16 protein-coding genes are annotated in these 14671 nt (G+C 64.2%); 8 read left to right on the top strand and 8 right to left on the bottom strand.

The genetic code is table 11. The features are described 5' to 3' along the window. The first annotated feature begins 44 nt into the window (after positions 1-44). Positions 45-1481: an FAD-binding oxidoreductase gene (locus tag J1C52_RS09205; RefSeq protein WP_227427825.1), complete on the top strand. Its 1437-nt coding sequence runs from the start codon at positions 45-47 to the stop codon at positions 1479-1481. Here J1C52_RS09205 and J1C52_RS09200 read toward each other — a convergent pair. The 4 genes from J1C52_RS09200 to greA all read right to left on the bottom strand — a co-directional run bounded on the left by J1C52_RS09200 (position 1449) and on the right by greA (position 3996). Continuing rightward, positions 1449-1781 (bottom strand): AzlD domain-containing protein, encoded by a 333-nt coding sequence (locus J1C52_RS09200; RefSeq protein WP_227427644.1) that lies wholly within the window; start codon positions 1779-1781, stop codon positions 1449-1451. The genes J1C52_RS09205 and J1C52_RS09200 overlap by 33 nt on opposite strands. After that, positions 1778-2482, bottom strand: a complete 705-nt coding sequence (locus tag J1C52_RS09195) for an AzlC family ABC transporter permease (RefSeq protein WP_227427643.1) — start codon at positions 2480-2482, stop codon at positions 1778-1780. The genes J1C52_RS09200 and J1C52_RS09195 overlap by 4 nt, the downstream gene beginning before the upstream one ends. 65 nt (positions 2483-2547) lie before the next feature. Further along, a complete protein-coding gene (locus J1C52_RS09190) occupies positions 2548-3522 on the bottom strand; it encodes a hypothetical protein (protein WP_227427642.1) in 975 nt (324 codons plus the stop codon). Positions 3523-3525: 3 nt separating this feature from the next. After that, positions 3526-3996: a transcription elongation factor GreA gene (gene greA, locus J1C52_RS09185; RefSeq protein ID WP_227427641.1), complete on the bottom strand. Its 471-nt coding sequence runs from the start codon at positions 3994-3996 to the stop codon at positions 3526-3528. Positions 3997-4256: 260 nt separating this feature from the next. Between greA and J1C52_RS09180 the strand changes: the two genes are divergently transcribed. The 3 genes from J1C52_RS09180 (at position 4257) to J1C52_RS09170 (ending at position 8527) form a co-directional block, all read left to right on the top strand. Next, positions 4257-5906 carry an electron transfer flavoprotein-ubiquinone oxidoreductase gene (locus J1C52_RS09180; RefSeq protein ID WP_227427640.1) on the top strand — a complete coding sequence of 550 codons (1650 nt, stop codon included), beginning with the start codon at positions 4257-4259 and terminating at the stop codon, positions 5904-5906. Between the two features lie 105 nt (positions 5907-6011). Next, a complete protein-coding gene (locus J1C52_RS09175) occupies positions 6012-7706 on the top strand; it encodes a tetratricopeptide repeat protein (RefSeq protein ID WP_227427639.1) in 1695 nt (564 codons plus the stop codon). Beyond that, on the top strand, positions 7703-8527 hold the full coding sequence (locus J1C52_RS09170) for a 4-(cytidine 5'-diphospho)-2-C-methyl-D-erythritol kinase (RefSeq protein ID WP_227427638.1): 825 nt from the start codon (positions 7703-7705) through the stop codon (positions 8525-8527). The genes J1C52_RS09175 and J1C52_RS09170 overlap by 4 nt, the downstream gene beginning before the upstream one ends. Here the strand turns inward: J1C52_RS09170 and ruvB are convergent. Genes ruvB through ruvC form a run of 3 tightly spaced genes read right to left on the bottom strand, consistent with a single transcriptional unit; the run spans position 8524 to position 10725 of the window. Beyond that, on the bottom strand, positions 8524-9561 hold the full coding sequence (gene ruvB / locus J1C52_RS09165; protein WP_227427637.1) for a Holliday junction branch migration DNA helicase RuvB: 1038 nt from the start codon (positions 9559-9561) through the stop codon (positions 8524-8526). The two genes, J1C52_RS09170 and ruvB, sit on opposite strands and share 4 nt — an antisense overlap. A gap of 4 nt (positions 9562-9565) precedes the next feature. Beyond that, a complete protein-coding gene (gene ruvA / locus J1C52_RS09160) occupies positions 9566-10231 on the bottom strand; it encodes a Holliday junction branch migration protein RuvA (protein WP_227427636.1) in 666 nt (221 codons plus the stop codon). Continuing rightward, a complete protein-coding gene (gene ruvC / locus J1C52_RS09155; RefSeq protein WP_227427824.1) occupies positions 10228-10725 on the bottom strand; it encodes a crossover junction endodeoxyribonuclease RuvC in 498 nt (165 codons plus the stop codon). Before ruvC ends, ruvA begins: the two co-directional genes overlap by 4 nt. Positions 10726-10941: 216 nt before the next feature. Here ruvC and J1C52_RS09150 point away from each other — a divergent pair, with 216 nt between their 5' ends. Further along, the gene (locus J1C52_RS09150) at positions 10942-11160 is read left to right on the top strand and encodes a DUF1127 domain-containing protein (RefSeq protein WP_227427635.1); all 219 of its coding nucleotides are present in this window, start codon (positions 10942-10944) and stop codon (positions 11158-11160) included. 51 nt (positions 11161-11211) lie between these two features. Here the strand turns inward: J1C52_RS09150 and J1C52_RS09145 are convergent, their stop codons facing one another. After that, a complete protein-coding gene (locus J1C52_RS09145; RefSeq protein WP_227427634.1) occupies positions 11212-11604 on the bottom strand; it encodes a DUF1178 family protein in 393 nt (130 codons plus the stop codon). Between the two features lie 111 nt (positions 11605-11715). Between J1C52_RS09145 and J1C52_RS09140 the strand changes: the two genes are divergently transcribed. From J1C52_RS09140 to J1C52_RS09130, 3 genes are read left to right on the top strand one after another with little or no spacing between them, the layout of a single operon-like run. Next, a complete protein-coding gene (locus J1C52_RS09140) occupies positions 11716-12225 on the top strand; it encodes a glutathione peroxidase (protein ID WP_227427633.1) in 510 nt (169 codons plus the stop codon). After that, positions 12222-13373, top strand: a complete 1152-nt coding sequence (locus tag J1C52_RS09135) for an acetoin utilization protein AcuC (RefSeq protein WP_227427632.1) — start codon at positions 12222-12224, stop codon at positions 13371-13373. The genes J1C52_RS09140 and J1C52_RS09135 overlap by 4 nt, the downstream gene beginning before the upstream one ends. A 36-nt stretch (positions 13374-13409) precedes the next feature. Continuing rightward, on the top strand, positions 13410-14666 hold the full coding sequence (locus J1C52_RS09130) for an aspartate kinase (protein ID WP_227427631.1): 1257 nt from the start codon (positions 13410-13412) through the stop codon (positions 14664-14666). Positions 14667-14671: the final 5 nt, after the last annotated feature.

Genomic DNA, 14671 nt, shown 5'->3' with positions numbered 1-14671 from the left:
TTGCGCGACCCGCGCCCGGGGCTAGTGTCGACCTTATGAACATGATCCCCCTCAATGCAGCCGATGCGGACTTTCTGGCCGGGCTGGCCGCCCAGCTTCCGCCCGACAGCCTGCGGCCTGCCGAGCCGCGTTACCTGGAAGAGCCGCGCGGGCGGTGGCACGGGCAGGCGGGGGCTGTTGCCCTGCCGCGCAACGTGGAGGACGTAGCGCGCATTGTCCGAGCCTGCCACGATGCGCGCGTGGGAATCGTGCCCTATGGCGGGGGCACCGGGCTTGTGGGCGGCCAGATCGCGCCGGATGGCCCAGCGCCGCTTCTGCTGTCGCTGGAGCGTATGAATACCATTCGCGCGGTCTACCCGTCCGAGAATGTGCTGGTGGCAGAAGCGGGCGTCATCTTGGCCGATGTGCAGGCGGCGGCCTTGGCCGAGGATCGGCTGTTTCCGTTGTCACTGGCCTCTGAAGGGTCGGCGCGGATCGGCGGTTTGCTTGCCACCAATGCTGGCGGGGTGAATGTGCTGCGCTACGGCAACGCGCGCGACCTGGTGCTGGGGCTGGAAGCGGTGCTGCCCGATGGCCAGATCTGGCACGGGCTGAAGCGGCTGCGCAAGGACAACACGGGCTATGACCTGCGCCACCTGCTGTTGGGGTCAGAGGGCAGTCTGGGCGTGATAACCGCCGCCAGCCTGCGCCTGTTCCCGCGCAACCGGGCCGAGGGCGCGGCGCTGTTGGTCGTGGACAGCCCCGCTGCGGCGCTGGAGCTGTTCGCCTTGGCGCAGGCGAAGCTGTCGGGCATGATTTCGGCGTTCGAGTTGATAAGCGGCGTGGGGCTGGCATTCTTGGCCGAGGCCCGTCCCACCTTGCGCCAGCCTTTCGTACAAGCGCCCGACTGGATGGTGCTGCTGGACATCGGCGCGCCCGAAGGCGTGGACCAGCCTGCCTTGGTCGATGACTTGCTGGGCACGGCGATGGAGCGCGGATTGGTCAGTGACGGTCTGATCGCGCAGAACCAGACGCAGCGGGCCGAGTTCTGGCAGATTCGCGAGTCCATCCCGGAGGCGAACCGCCATATCGGCGCGATTTCCAGCCACGACATTTCGCTGCCACTGTCGGAACTGCCCCGGTTCATAGACAGAGCAGGGCCGGAACTGGCCAAGCTGGGCGCGTTTCGCATCAACTGCTTCGGCCATCTGGGCGACGGGAACCTGCATTACAATGTGTTTCCCGCCGAAGGGCGTAGCCGCGAGGCCTATGAAAACCAGCGTGATGCGATCAAGACCTGTGTGCATGACCTGGTGCACGAAATGGGTGGCTCGGTCAGCGCCGAACATGGCATCGGACGGCTGAAAACGGGCGACCTGCTGCGCTATGGCGATCCGGCCAAACTGGCCGCGATGCGCGCGATCAAACACGCGCTGGACCCTTTGGGCATCATGAACCCCGGCGCGGTGCTAGGCCGCGATCAGGAAATGCAGGGCGAGTAGCACACCCGCGCCGCCGAAAATGGTCAGCGTGGCGTTGCGCGTCCACAGGCTGATGGCGATGGTCGCGATTGCCGCCCCCATGCGCACAAGGTCGAACTGCCCGCCCGTGGCGGCGGGAAACAGGATCATGGGGGTAATCATGCCGGGCATGACGGCCACGGCGGTGTAGCGCAGGTGGCGCAGCAGCCACTCGGGCAGGTCGCGATTGCCGATAATTCCCAGAAAGGAAAAGCGCAGCAGGAACGACCCCAGTCCAAGGCCCACGATCACTAGCCAGATCTCGGCGCTGGACAGGGTCATCGCGCGGCCCTCTTGGTCATCTGCCGCTCTGTTTCGGCGCCCGCGACCATGGCCAGAAGCGCGGCCAGCAGCAGGCCAAGGTTGAAGGGCACGAAGGCAAAGACCAAGACCCCGACAATGGAAACAAGCGCCGCCACCACATGCGCAAGCGAGCGGAGCATCGGCACGATCAGCGCCAGAAAGGTGATCGGCACGGCGAAATCAATCGGCAGGCCCGCCGGGATCATGTCGCCCAGCGACGCGCCGCCATAGGTGGCCCCATACCACATGGGGCAGACCGGGGTGACGACGCCCATGTAATAGGCCAGCTTCTGGCGCGGGGTCAGTTCCGGGCTGGTTTCATATTTCAGGATGGCGGCGGCATAGGCCTGATCCACCATGAAATAGGACACAACGGCGCGTTCCCACCAAGCGATCTGGCCCAGATGCGGGGCAAGGCTGGCGGAATACATCGCCATGCGCAGATTGACCGCCAGCGATGTGGCCAGAATAATCAGCACCGGCGCATTTTCGACCAGAAGCTGCACCGCCACGAATTGCGCGGCTCCGGCGATTACAAGGATCGAGAAGCCCATGGTCTGCGTCACGTTCAACCCGGCTTCGGTCGCGACCACGCCGAACACGATGCCGAAAGGGATGATAACCAGCAAGAAGGGCAGGCCGGCGCGGAAACCCAGCCAGAAATCGCGCGGAAATGTCATGGGGCCGCCCCTGCGGTTCGTGAACATGTGAACCGTGTCTAGCGCCGGCAGGGCGACAGTTCAAGTCAGCGCGAAAAGACGCCGCTGACGCGGCCCAACAGCATGAAGGCGCGGGCTGAACGGGTGTCGGACAGGGCGGCGATCTGCGCATCGTCGGCGGCAGGTTCAAAGGCGGACAGCACCTTGTCGAACTCGCGCAGGAACAAGTGCACGGCGGCGCGGAATTCGGGGTCGGACCGCATCCGCCCGGAACTGAGCGCAAGGCAGGACCGGTCCCGGATGCCGCCCAAGGGCGCGACCAGCGCGCCGCGTGTTCCTTGGGCGAAGGCACGCCAGAATTCGGGCCGCGCACGGTCTGGGCGCAGGTCATCCATGTAGATGCCTTCCTGCGCCAGCCGGGTCAGCACGTCTTGCGCGGCCTTTATCAGTGGGGCAACGCGCGCATCGGCCAAGGCGCGGCGCAGCGCGGCAAAGCCTTCGGTGTCGTTCTCGTCCTCTGGGAAATGCAGGGCGCGGATCAGCGTGGCGGGGTCCAGCGCGTCGGATGGCGCGGGATCCATTCCGCCCAAGGCCAGCAGCGCTTGCGGGTCTTGCTGGCCGGGTTGCGCGGCCCGCCCTTCGCGCGCGCGCTGCGAGAAGAACATGGTCAACCGGGTTTCGGTCTGCTCGGCCTGCGCGCTCAGCTTCTCGATCTTCTGTTTCGCTTCGGGTGGAAGGTCAGAGGCTGGCGCGTTTTGTTGCAACATGGCGCGGCGCAACTCGTCTATGCTGCCTTGCAACTGGCCCGCTTCCGACCGCATCTCTGCCAGGGTATTGGCCAGCAGCAACACCATAGAGAGCAGCACGGCAGGCAAAAACAGCCCGACCGCCAGCATGGCCAGCGTTATCGTATCCATGCTGTCGAAATCGGTCAGCAGGAAAAACAGCAACCCCGCGACCAGCCAGATGGAAATCGCCAGAACCCGCACCGCCCCCCGGTCCATCAGCCGAGAGGGGGCACGGGCCTGACGTCTGCCGGTGGGGGGCGGTGTCTGTGTCATGCCCTAGATATACTGGATTTCCAGTATCTCGTAATTGCGCTCGCCGCCGGGGGTGCGCACGGTGACGGTATCGCCCTCGTCCTTGCCGATCAGCGCGCGGGCCAAGGGCGATTTCAGGTTCAGCAGCCCTTTTTCAAGGTCCGCTTCGGCCTCGCCCACGATCTGGTAGGTTCTCTCTTCGTCGGTGTCTTCATCGACCAGCTTGACGGTCGCGCCGAACTTTATGCTGCCCGACATCTTGCTGGTGTCGATCACATCGGCGCGCGACAGGATCGATTCCAGCTCTTTTATCCGGCCCTCGATGAAGCTCTGCTTCTCGCGCGCGGCATGGTATTCGGCATTCTCGGACAGGTCGCCATGCTCTCGCGCTTCGGAAATTGCGCGGATGACGGCGGGGCGTTCGACCGATTTCAGCCGTTTCAGCTCTGCATCCAGCATTTGCTGGCCCGCGCGGGTCAAAGGCAGTTTTTCCATGTGTCGTCCCTACTCGATATAGAAAGACAGCCCGCGGCAAGGGCCGGGGCTATCTGGTCTTTCCCTTGCATCTGAGCGCAGAGCCAAGCGGATTGCAAGCGCAATGCGAATTTCGGCTTTCAGATACATATTGTCGCGATCAGACGGTTGTTCGTGCTGCAACGCCGCGTAACCATTGACCACGCCGCCCGTTCTGGGCTAGGGCTGTGCGACAGAATATGTCGCGAAGACGCCGCCACGCGCAATTATTAGGAGCGAGCATGACCGCCACTGACCGCGAAGCCATGGAATATGATGTCGTCATCGTGGGTGCCGGCCCTGCTGGCCTGTCTGCCGCGATCCGGCTGAAACAGCTAGACCCCGATCTGGGCGTCGTCGTGCTGGAAAAGGGCTCGGAAGTGGGGGCGCATATCCTGTCGGGCGCGGTGCTGGACCCGTGCGGGCTGGACGCGCTGATGCCCGACTGGAAAGAGCGCGGCGCGCCGATCACCGTGCCCGTTCGCGAGGACAATTTCTACATGCTGGGCGAGGCTGGCAGCATCCGCGTGCCGAACTGGCCCATGCCGCCACTGATGAACAATCACGGCAATTACATCGTCTCAATGGCCAATGTCTGCCGCTGGATGGCCGAACAAGCCGAGGGTTTGGGTGTCGAGATCTTCCCCGGCATGGCCTGCTCGGAGCTGGTCTATGGCGAGAATGGCGAGGTGAAGGGCGTGGTCGCGGGCGAGTTCGGCAAGAACCCCGATGGCACACCCGGCGACGGCTACGAGCCGGGGATGGAACTGCACGGCAAGTATGTCTTCCTGTCCGAAGGCGTGCGCGGGTCGCTGTCGAAAGAGGTGATCGCGCGCTACGATCTGGCCAAGGGCAAAGAGCCGCAGAAATACGGCATCGGGATGAAGGAAATCTGGGAAATCGACCCGGATAAACATCGCGAAGGCACGGTCACGCATACGATGGGCTGGCCCTTGGGCAGCAATGCGGGCGGTGGTAGCTTCATCTACCACATTGACAATAATCAGGTTTACGTGGGCTTCGTGGTGCATCTGAACTACGAAAACCCGTATCTGTCGCCCTATATGGAATTCCAGCGCTTTAAGCATCACCCGATGGTGGCCGAGCTGCTGAAAGGCGGCAAGCGCGTGGCCTATGGGGCGCGGGCCATTTCCGAAGGGGGCTTCCAGTCCATTCCGAAAACCGCGTTTCCGGGCGGGGCGCTTCTGGGCTGCTCGGCGGGGTTGGTGAACGTGCCGCGCATCAAGGGCAACCACAATGCCATGCTGTCGGGCAAAGCCGCTGCCGAAGCCGCTTTCGAGGCCATCAAGGCAGGCCGCGCGGGCGACGAGCTGACCGATTATGACAAGGAATTGCGCAACGGCCCCGTGGGCAAGGATTTGAAGAAGGTGCGCAATGTCAAACCCATGTGGTCGAAATGGGGGCTGGTGCCGTCGCTGACCTTGGGTGGCTTGGATATGTGGACCAACACGCTGGGCTTCTCGCTGTTCGGCACCATAGGCCATGGCAAGACCGACGCCGAAGCCACCGGCGAAGCGGCCAAGTTCAAGCCTATCGACTATCCCAAGCCCGATGGCAAACTGTCCTTCGACCGGCTGACCAACGTGGCCTATTCCTTTACCAACCACGAAGAAAGCCAGCCCGCGCATCTGACGCTGGTGGACCCGAGCGTGCCGATCAAGGTGAACCTGCCGAAATATGCCGAGCCCGCGCAACGCTACTGCCCGGCAGGCGTCTACGAGGTGGTCGAGGAAGAGGGCAGCGATCCGCGCTTCGTCATCAATTTCCAGAACTGCGTGCATTGCAAGACCTGCGACATCAAGGATCCCAGTCAGAACATCAACTGGGTGACGCCGCAGGGGGGCGACGGGCCGAACTACCCGAATATGTAAAGCGCAGCGCCCAACCGATTTTTGATCGCTGGGCGATTGCCTGTGCCCCCTCATGGCACTAGGCTTGGGGTAATCGAGCGGAGTAATCAACGCGTGCAACACCCCATGTCGATCCTTGGTCGGGTTTCGCTTTGCCTTTTGCTGGCGGCCACGCCGGGGCAGGCGCAAGAAATGCCGTCGCCCGGTGTGATGTCCGGTGCAGCGGGCGCTTTCCTGTCGGCGCGGGTTGCGGTTTCGGACAATGATTTTGCCCAGATCGCAGCCAGCCATGACCGCCTGCTAGAAGCCGACCCGGACAACCCCGGTTTTCTGGAATTGTCGATGCAGGGGCATTTGCTGTCCGGCAATTTCGACCGCGCCGCCGAGCGTGCGGCGCAGATCGTGGCGCAAGAGGGGCGCAGCTCTACCGCCTCGTTGGTGCTTCAGGCCGATGCGTTCAAGCGTGGCGCCTATGACGTGGCCCTTGGCGCCTTGGAAGATGGGCAGCTGACCGGGCCGCTCACCGATCCGATGGCCCAAGCCTGGGCCGAGCTGGGGCGCGGCAGCATGTCCGATGCGCTGGCCGCCTTCGACGAGGTGATCGCGGAGCGCGAGGAATTGGCCCCGTTCGCATTGTATTTCAAGGCGCTTGCCTTCGCCTATGTGGGCGATCTGGAACGCGCCGAGGCTCTCTTGACCGGAGAAGCCGAAGGCCCGATTGGCCTGACCCGCCGCGGCGTGATTGCCCATATCAGCATCCTGTCGCAGCTTGGCCGCATGGAAGATGCGCTGGCGCTGACCGACGCGATGTTCGGCGCGAACCCTGACGAAGACGTGGCTTATCTGCGCGCGGCGCTCGAAGAGGGGCGCGCGATCCCGTTCGACACCATCACCTCTGCCCGCGATGGCATGGCAGAGACCTATTTCATGCTCGCCTCTGCGCTGCCGGCAGAGGCGAATGATTGGCTGCCCTTGGTCTATGCGCAGCTTGCGCTGGCGCTGCGCCCCGATCATGGCGATGCGATCCTGCTGACGGGGCAGATTCTGGAACGTGCCGGCCAATATGCGCTGGCTGATGCCGTTTACGATTCCATGTCGCCTGACAGCCCGCAATACTTGGGCGCGCAGCTTGGCAAGGCCAATGCCTTGGCCCGTAGCGGCGAAGTATCGGCCGCCATCGACAGCCTGCGCGAGCTTGTTCAGGAAAAGCCCGACTCTGTTCTGGTCTACAGCGCGCTGGGCGACCTGCTGCGCCGCGAAGAGCAATTCGCCGAGGCCGAAGCAGCCTATTCCAACGCGCTGGGCCTGCTTGACACCGTCGAAGACCGCCATTGGGTGCTGATCTATACCCGCGCCATCGCCTTGGAACGCATGGGCGAATGGGAGCGGGCAGAGCCTGAATTTCGCCGCGCGCTGGAATTCGTGCCGGATGAGCCGCAGGTGCTGAACTACCTTGGCTATTCGCTGATCGACAAGGGGCTGAAGCTGGACGAAGCGCTTGGCATGATCGAGCGCGCGGTCGAGGCCGAGCCCGATAGCGGCTATATCGTCGATAGCCTTGGCTGGGCGTTCTACCGCCTTGGCCGCTATGACGAGGCCGTTCCGGTCATGGAGCGCGCGGTCGAGCTGATGCCGACGGACCCCATCCTGAACGACCATCTGGGCGATGTATATTGGGCTGTGGGCCGCGAGCGCGAGGCGCGCTTTCAATGGCAGCGGGCGCTGTCCTTTGCCCCGCATCCGGATCTGGATGTGGACCTTGTTCGCCGCAAGATCGAAGAGGGCAAGATCCCGCCCGAAGCGATGACCGACAGCCAATGATCGCGCCGGAACGCGCGCCTGCAAAGGTCAATCTGGCGCTGCATGTGATCGGGCAGCGCGCGGATGGCTATCACCAGCTGGATTCGCTGGTTGTGTTTACTGACGTAGGTGACGTGTTGCGCGCGACGCCCGCGCCGGGCCTGTCGCTGGACGTGACCGGGCCAGAAGCGGCAGGCCTGTCTGGCGAGGGCGACAATTTGGTTTTGCGCGCGGCCCGGCTGATGCAGGCGGATGGCTTGGCGCTGACGCTGGAAAAGCACCTGCCCGTGGCCTCTGGCATCGGGGGCGGGTCATCCGACGCGGCGGCGGCCTTGCGGCTGGTGGCGCGCGCCACGGGCCGCGCCTTGCCCCCCGATGTGCTGCCCTTGGGGGCGGATGTGCCCGTCTGCATGTCGGCGCAACCGTGCCGGATGCGGGGTATCGGCGAAGATGTCACGCCCATCCCGCCCTTGCCGCAAATGGCGATGGTCTTGGTCAACCCGCGCGTGGGCGTGTCCACCCCGGAGGTGTTCCGAGCACTGGCCCGCAAAGACAACGCCCCAATGCCCGACACTTTGCCCGCTTGGCCCGATTTCGCCCGTTTCGTCGAATGGTTGTCCGCGCAGCGCAACGACCTGCAAGCGCCCGCCTGTGCAGCGGTCCCCGAGATCGCGCAGGTCTTGGGCGCGCTGGAAGGGTCGGGCGCGGCGCTCGCGCGTATGTCCGGGTCGGGGGCGACCTGTTTCGGGCTGTTTCCGGATTTGGGCCAGGCCCAAGTGGCCGCTGATACGATTTCAGGCGTGCGTCCTGGCTGGTGGGTGCGGGCAACGGCGCTGCTTTAGCCGTCGAACAGCTTGCCTTGCTGGTCCGGTGCAGGCGCGGGCAGGCCCAGATGCGCCCATGCCTTCGCTGCCAGCATCCGCCCGCGCGGGGTGCGCGCGATCAGGCCTTGTTGCAGCAGGTAGGGTTCAATCACTTCCTCGATCGCGTCGCGGCTTTCCGACAGGGCGGCGGCGATGGTTTCCACGCCCACCGGCCCGCCGCCATAGTTTTCCGCCAGCAACGACAGGTAGCGCCGGTCCGCCCCGTCCAGCCCAATCTTGTCCACGCCCAGCCGTGTCAGCGCATTGTCGGCCAGCGCGCGGGTCAGCCGACCGTCGCCCTCGACCAGCACGAAATCGACCACGCGGCGCAGCAAGCGGCCCGCGATGCGCGGCGTGCCGCGCGCGCGTTTGGCGACCTCGCGCACGCCATCTTCATCGGCGGCCACGCCCAGCAGCCGAGCCCCGCGCGACACGATCTGGCACAATTCATCCTCTGTGTAGAATTGCAGGCGGGTCGGGATGCCGAAACGGTCGCGCAGGGGCGTGGTCAGCAGGCCCAGCCGGGTCGTCGCGCCCACAAGCGTGAAGGGCTGCAATTCGATCCGCACGGTGCGCGCCGCCGGCCCTTCGCCGATGACGAGATCCAGCTGGAAATCCTCCATCGCCGGGTAAAGAACCTCTTCCACCACGGGGTTCAGGCGATGAATCTCGTCGATGAACAGCACATCGCGCGCTTCCAGATTGGTCAGGATCGCCGCCAGATCGCCCGCCTTGGCCAGAACCGGGCCGCTGGTCATACGAAAGCCCACGCCAAGCTCGCGCGCCATGATCTGCGCCAGCGTCGTCTTGCCCAGACCGGGCGGGCCGTAGAACAGGGTGTGATCCATCGCCTCGGCCCGCATCTTGGCGGATTGGATGAACACACGCAGGTTCGCGCGGGCCTCGTGCTGGCCCACGAATTCGTCCAGCCCTTGCGGGCGCAGCGCGCGGTCCAGATCGGGGCTGTCGCCGGGCATATCCTGCCCGCGCAGGGTGGGGTCGGGACTGGTCATGCCGCTAGCCTTTCGGTGCCAGCAGGCGCAGCGCCGCGCGGATCAGCGCGGGCGTGTCGGCGTCGGGCTGGTCGGTCTGCGCTTCGGCCACGGCGCGCGCGGCGTCAGACGGACTATAGCCAAGGTTGCCAAGCGCTGACATGGCCTCTGCCACAGCATTGGACGGGGCGGGGGCAGGCGTGGCGGGGCGCGGGGCCATGGACGGCTCTGTCAGGGGCGCGTCGCTTGGCGGTGTCCGGGGCAGGGCCGGGCTGTCGGCCGCCATCAGCGCGGGGGCCTTGTCCTTCAACTCATTCGCGATCCGCTGCGCCAGTTTCGGCCCGACGCCCGGTGCCTTGCGCAACGCGCCGCTGTCACCCAAGGCAATCGCGCGCGACACGCCCTCTGGCCCGAGCGCGCCAAGGATCGCCAGCGACGCTTTCGCCCCAACCCCTTGAACAGAGGTCAGCACCCGATGCCATTCCTTTTCCAGAAGGGTGGGAAAGCCGTATAGCTGCATCAGGTCTTCGCGCACGACCATGTCGGTATAAAGCGCGCACACCTCGCCCGGGCCCGGCAGCGCCATGAGCGTGCGGTCAGAGACATGGACGATATAGCCCACGCCGCGCACATCCAGCAGCACGTGGTCTGGGCCGCGCATGTCGACCACGCCTGTCAGCTTGCCGATCATCCGACCACCTTTGCCGCGCGCTGCGCGGTCTGGCTGTGAAAGGCGTGGCAAATCGCGATGGCCAGCGCATCGGCGGCGTCCGGCCCTTCGATTTTTACGCCGGGAAGCTGCATCCGCACCATGTGGTCCACCTGTTCCTTGGCGGCCTTGCCGACACCGACCACGGCCTTCTTGACCGCGTTCGGGGCGTATTCGCCGACCGCTAGCCCCGCTTGCGCAGGCACCAGAAGCGCGATGCCCCGCGCGCTGCCCAGCTTGAGCGTGGCGACCGCGTCCTTGTTGACGAAGGTCTGTTCCACCGCCGCCGTATGCGGGGCGAAGCGCGCCAGAACGTCGGTCAGTTGGCGGTGCAGTTCCAACAGGCGCGTGGCGAGATCGGCGGTTGCGGTGGAATGGCAGATGCCATTGCCGACATGGCGCATCCGCACCCCGTCCACGTCGATCACGCCCCAGCCAAGGTTGCGCAAGCCAGGGTCTATGCCGATCACGCGCATCATGTCTTGGGCCTGCCTGTTTTCGTGTTTTGGCATGGTTAGCACGAAAAGCGAACATCTGCCAAGTAGGAAGCGGCGTAAGGGCGCGCGAAGCCATGCAAAAAAGGCATAAGGGACATGCAAACTCTCTGAGTTGTGCCGATCCCGATGTCAGACTATCTGCCGCCCATGCACAAAGATGCAGCAGTTTGAAAACTTTTCTCTCGGAGACCTGACATGACCTTCTACGCAGAAAGCCGCAACACCGCGGCAGAGGTTCTTGCCGGTTTCCATGGCCTCTCGCTTGGCGCAATGGTCGCCACCTTGAAGACTTGGAACGAGCAACGAACCACCCGTGCCCAGCTGAGTGCGCTCAGCGATCGGGAATTGGCCGATATCGGGCTGGATCGCGCCGATATCGACGCCGTCGCAAAAGGCCGGTTCCGCCGCCGCTGATGCGGTTCGCGTCGAACCCCTGCGCCCGTGGCCTGCCAGCCGCGGGCGTTTTTAATTGGTCTTGGCCTTCGGGATGAAAGGCAAAGGCATGACGGGCACGCCTTCGTCCAGAAGCGCCTTGGCTTCGTCCAGCCGTGCTTCGCCATGGATGGCGCGTTCGGGCGCTTCACCCAGATGCATGGCACGGGCCTCGCGCACGAAATCGCGGCCGACATAGTCAGAGTTCGCTTCCACCTCGGCGCGCAGGGCTTGCAGTTTTTCAGCCAGTTCGGCGCGTTTCGCGGTTTTCACCGATGGGGCCATGATCGCCTTGGCCACTTGCGCGCTGCCGCAATCGGGGCAGGTGACAAGCCCACGCGCGTGCAGGTCGTCATAGGCCGGGCCGGATTGGAACCAGCTTTCGAACCTGTGACCCTGATCGCAATCCAGCGTGTATTTGATCATGCCAAAGCCCTGTAACAACAGTTGACCAGATAACGATCTGCCGCTTCAATTCAAGCTGAAAGCCGATTTGCGCCACTTGCCGAAACAGCGCGCGGCGCTAAGCTCTAGCGCATGAAAAACCTTGTCCTTGCCGCCCTGTCCCTGCTTGTTGCGCCTATGGCGCAGGCCTTCACATTCACCGCGCTGAATGGCGACACGCTGGATATGGACGCATGGCGCGGCCAGCCCGTTCTGGTCGTGAACACCGCGTCCTTTTGTGGCTTCACGCACCAGTATCGCGACATGCAGGCGCTGTATGATGAATTCGGCGATGACGGTTTGGTCGTGCTGGCCGTGCCGTCGGAGGATTTCAACCAAGAATACAGCAGCAATGACGACGTGGCGCAGTTTTGCCGGGTCGAAACCGGACTGACCTTCCCGATTGCCGAGATCACGCCGGTGCGTGGCGAAGCAGCGCATCCGTTCTATCGCTGGTTAGCGGATGAGCATGGCAAAGTGCCGAGCTGGAATTTCAACAAGGCGCTGATCGGGCCCGAGGGCGAGCTGATCGGCTTCTGGGGATCGACCATGCGCCCCACCGCACGCGCGATCACAAGCGAAATTCGCCGCGCGCTTCCGTGAAGCCGATTTTCATCGGGTCAGAGATTTATCGCGGCTCCAGCTACGGGGCGGCGCACCCGCTGCATATTCCGCGCGTCTCGACTGTCATGGACCTTGTGCGCGCCTTGCGTTGGCTGGCACCGGGGCAATACCGCACCAGCCCGCGCGCCAAGCCCGCGGCGCTGACAGTGTTTCACTCGCCCGACTATATCGCGGCGCTACAGCGGGCAGAGGCCGCGCAAGCGGTCGATGAGGTGGCATTTAAGCGCCATACTTTGGGCACAACCGCAAACCCGGTATTCCCGGAGATGTTCCGCCGCCCCGCCACGGGCGCGGGCGGCGTCATGCTGGCGGCCGAATTGGTGGCCGAGGGTGGGGTCGTGCATGTGCCGGGCGGGGGCACGCATCACGCCATGGCCGACCGCGCGAACGGGTTTTGCTACCTGAACGATCCGGTCCTGTGCCTGATGGCGCTGCGGCGGCTGAGGCTGACGCGCATCGCCTATGTGGACATAGACGCGCACCATGCCGACGGGGTCGAGGCGGCCTTGGGCGGTGATGACGACATGCTGCTTGTGTCTGTCCACGAGGAAAACCGCTGGCCCTATACCGGCAAGCTGGAGGATACCGGCGGCGGGCGCAGCTATAACCTGCCGGTGCCGCGTGGCTTCAACGATACAGAGATGACCTATGTTCTGCGGCACCTGATCCTGCCGCTTCTGGAGCGGTTTCAGCCGCAAGCGGTCGTTCTTCAATGCGGCTCTGACGCGATCCTTGAGGATCCGCTGTCGCGGCTTGCGCTGTCGAATAACGCTCACGCAGAGGCCGCGCTGGCGCTGCGCGACTTCTCGCCCCGGTTCATCGTCTTGGGCGGGGGCGGGTATAACCCTTGGTCGGTAGGGCGGTGCTGGACGCGGGTTTGGGGGGCGCTGAACGGGCTGGACGCCGGGCCGGACCTGCCGGACGCCGCCCAAGAAATTCTGCGCGGCCTGTCCTGGAACCGGCGCGGCCCGGCATGGCAGGTGCAACCGCACTGGACAACCACGCTGAACGACCCACCCCGGCCCGGCCCGGTGCGGGCAGAGATTGCCGAGCGGGTCGATTTTTTGCGCCAACGGGCCGGATCGGGACGCGCAGTGCATCTTGCGCCAGCCCCTGCGCGCGCGTAGAAGGGCCGCGAAATTCTGGGGCGAAGAGGTCGGGCAATGCCGCTTCTGGTGATGAAATTCGGGGGCACCTCGGTTGCCGATCTGGACCGCATCCGAAATGCGGCGGCCAAGGTCAAGGCAGAGGTCGAGCGCGGCTATGACGTGATCGTCATCGTCTCTGCCATGTCGGGCAAGACCAACGAACTGGTGGGCTGGGTGAACGAGACCTCGCCGCTTTACGACGCTCGTGAATACGATGCCGTTGTCAGCTCGGGCGAGAACGTGACGGCGGGCCTGATGGCGCTGACGCTTCAGGAAATGGATATCCCCGCGCGGTCATGGCAGGGGTGGCAGGTGCCCATCCAGACCACCAGCCAGCACGGCGCCGCGCGTTTCGTCGATATTCCGCGCACCAATCTGGATGCGAAATTCGCCGAAGGGTTCAAGGTTGCCGTGATCGCGGGCTTTCAGGGTGTCAGCCCCGAGGGGCGCATCACCACGCTGGGGCGTGGCGGGTCCGACACCACCGCCGTGGCCTTTGCCGCCGCCTTCGGGGCCGAGCGCTGCGACATCTATACCGATGTCGATGGTATCTATACGACCGACCCGCGTATCACCTCGAAAGCGCGCAAGCTGGACAAGATCAGCTTCGAAGAGATGCTGGAACTGGCCTCGCTTGGTGCCAAGGTGCTGCAAACCCGGTCGGTCGAATTGGCCATGCGCTACAAGGTGCGGCTGCGCGTGCTCTCGTCATTCGACGAGACCGACGAAACTTCAGGAACTCTGGTCTGTGATGAGGATGAGATCATGGAATCGAAAGTCGTCTCTGGCGTGGCCTATAGCCGCGAAGAAGCCAAGCTGACCCTTGTCACGGTCGAGGACAAACCCGGTATTGCCGCCGCCATCTTCGGCCCCTTGGCCGATGCGGGTGTGAATGTGGACATGATTGTTCAGAACATTTCCGAAAAGGCGCAAGACAGCGACAAGCCCGTGACCGACATGACGTTTTCCTGCCCGGTCGACCAGGTGGCCCGCGCCCGCAAAGCGCTGGAAGCCGCGCGCGACGCGGGCCAGATCCGGTACGAGGCGCTGGAGATCGACGAGGATGCCGCCAAGGTTTCCGTCGTCGGCATCGGGATGCGCAGCCATGCGGGCGTGGCCGCGCGCATGTTCCGCGCCTTGGCGGCTGACGGCGTGAACATAAAGGTCATTGCCACGTCAGAGATCAAGATTTCCGTGCTGATCGACCGGAAATATATGGAACTGGCGGTTCAGGCGCTTCATGATGCGTTTGAACTGGACAAGGCGGGATAAAGCCC

The organism is Roseibaca sp. Y0-43 (assembly GCF_020667835.1).
In the GTDB taxonomy this organism is placed as follows: domain Bacteria; phylum Pseudomonadota; class Alphaproteobacteria; order Rhodobacterales; family Rhodobacteraceae; genus Roseinatronobacter.
This window is presented reverse-complemented; position numbering and strand designations above follow the sequence as displayed.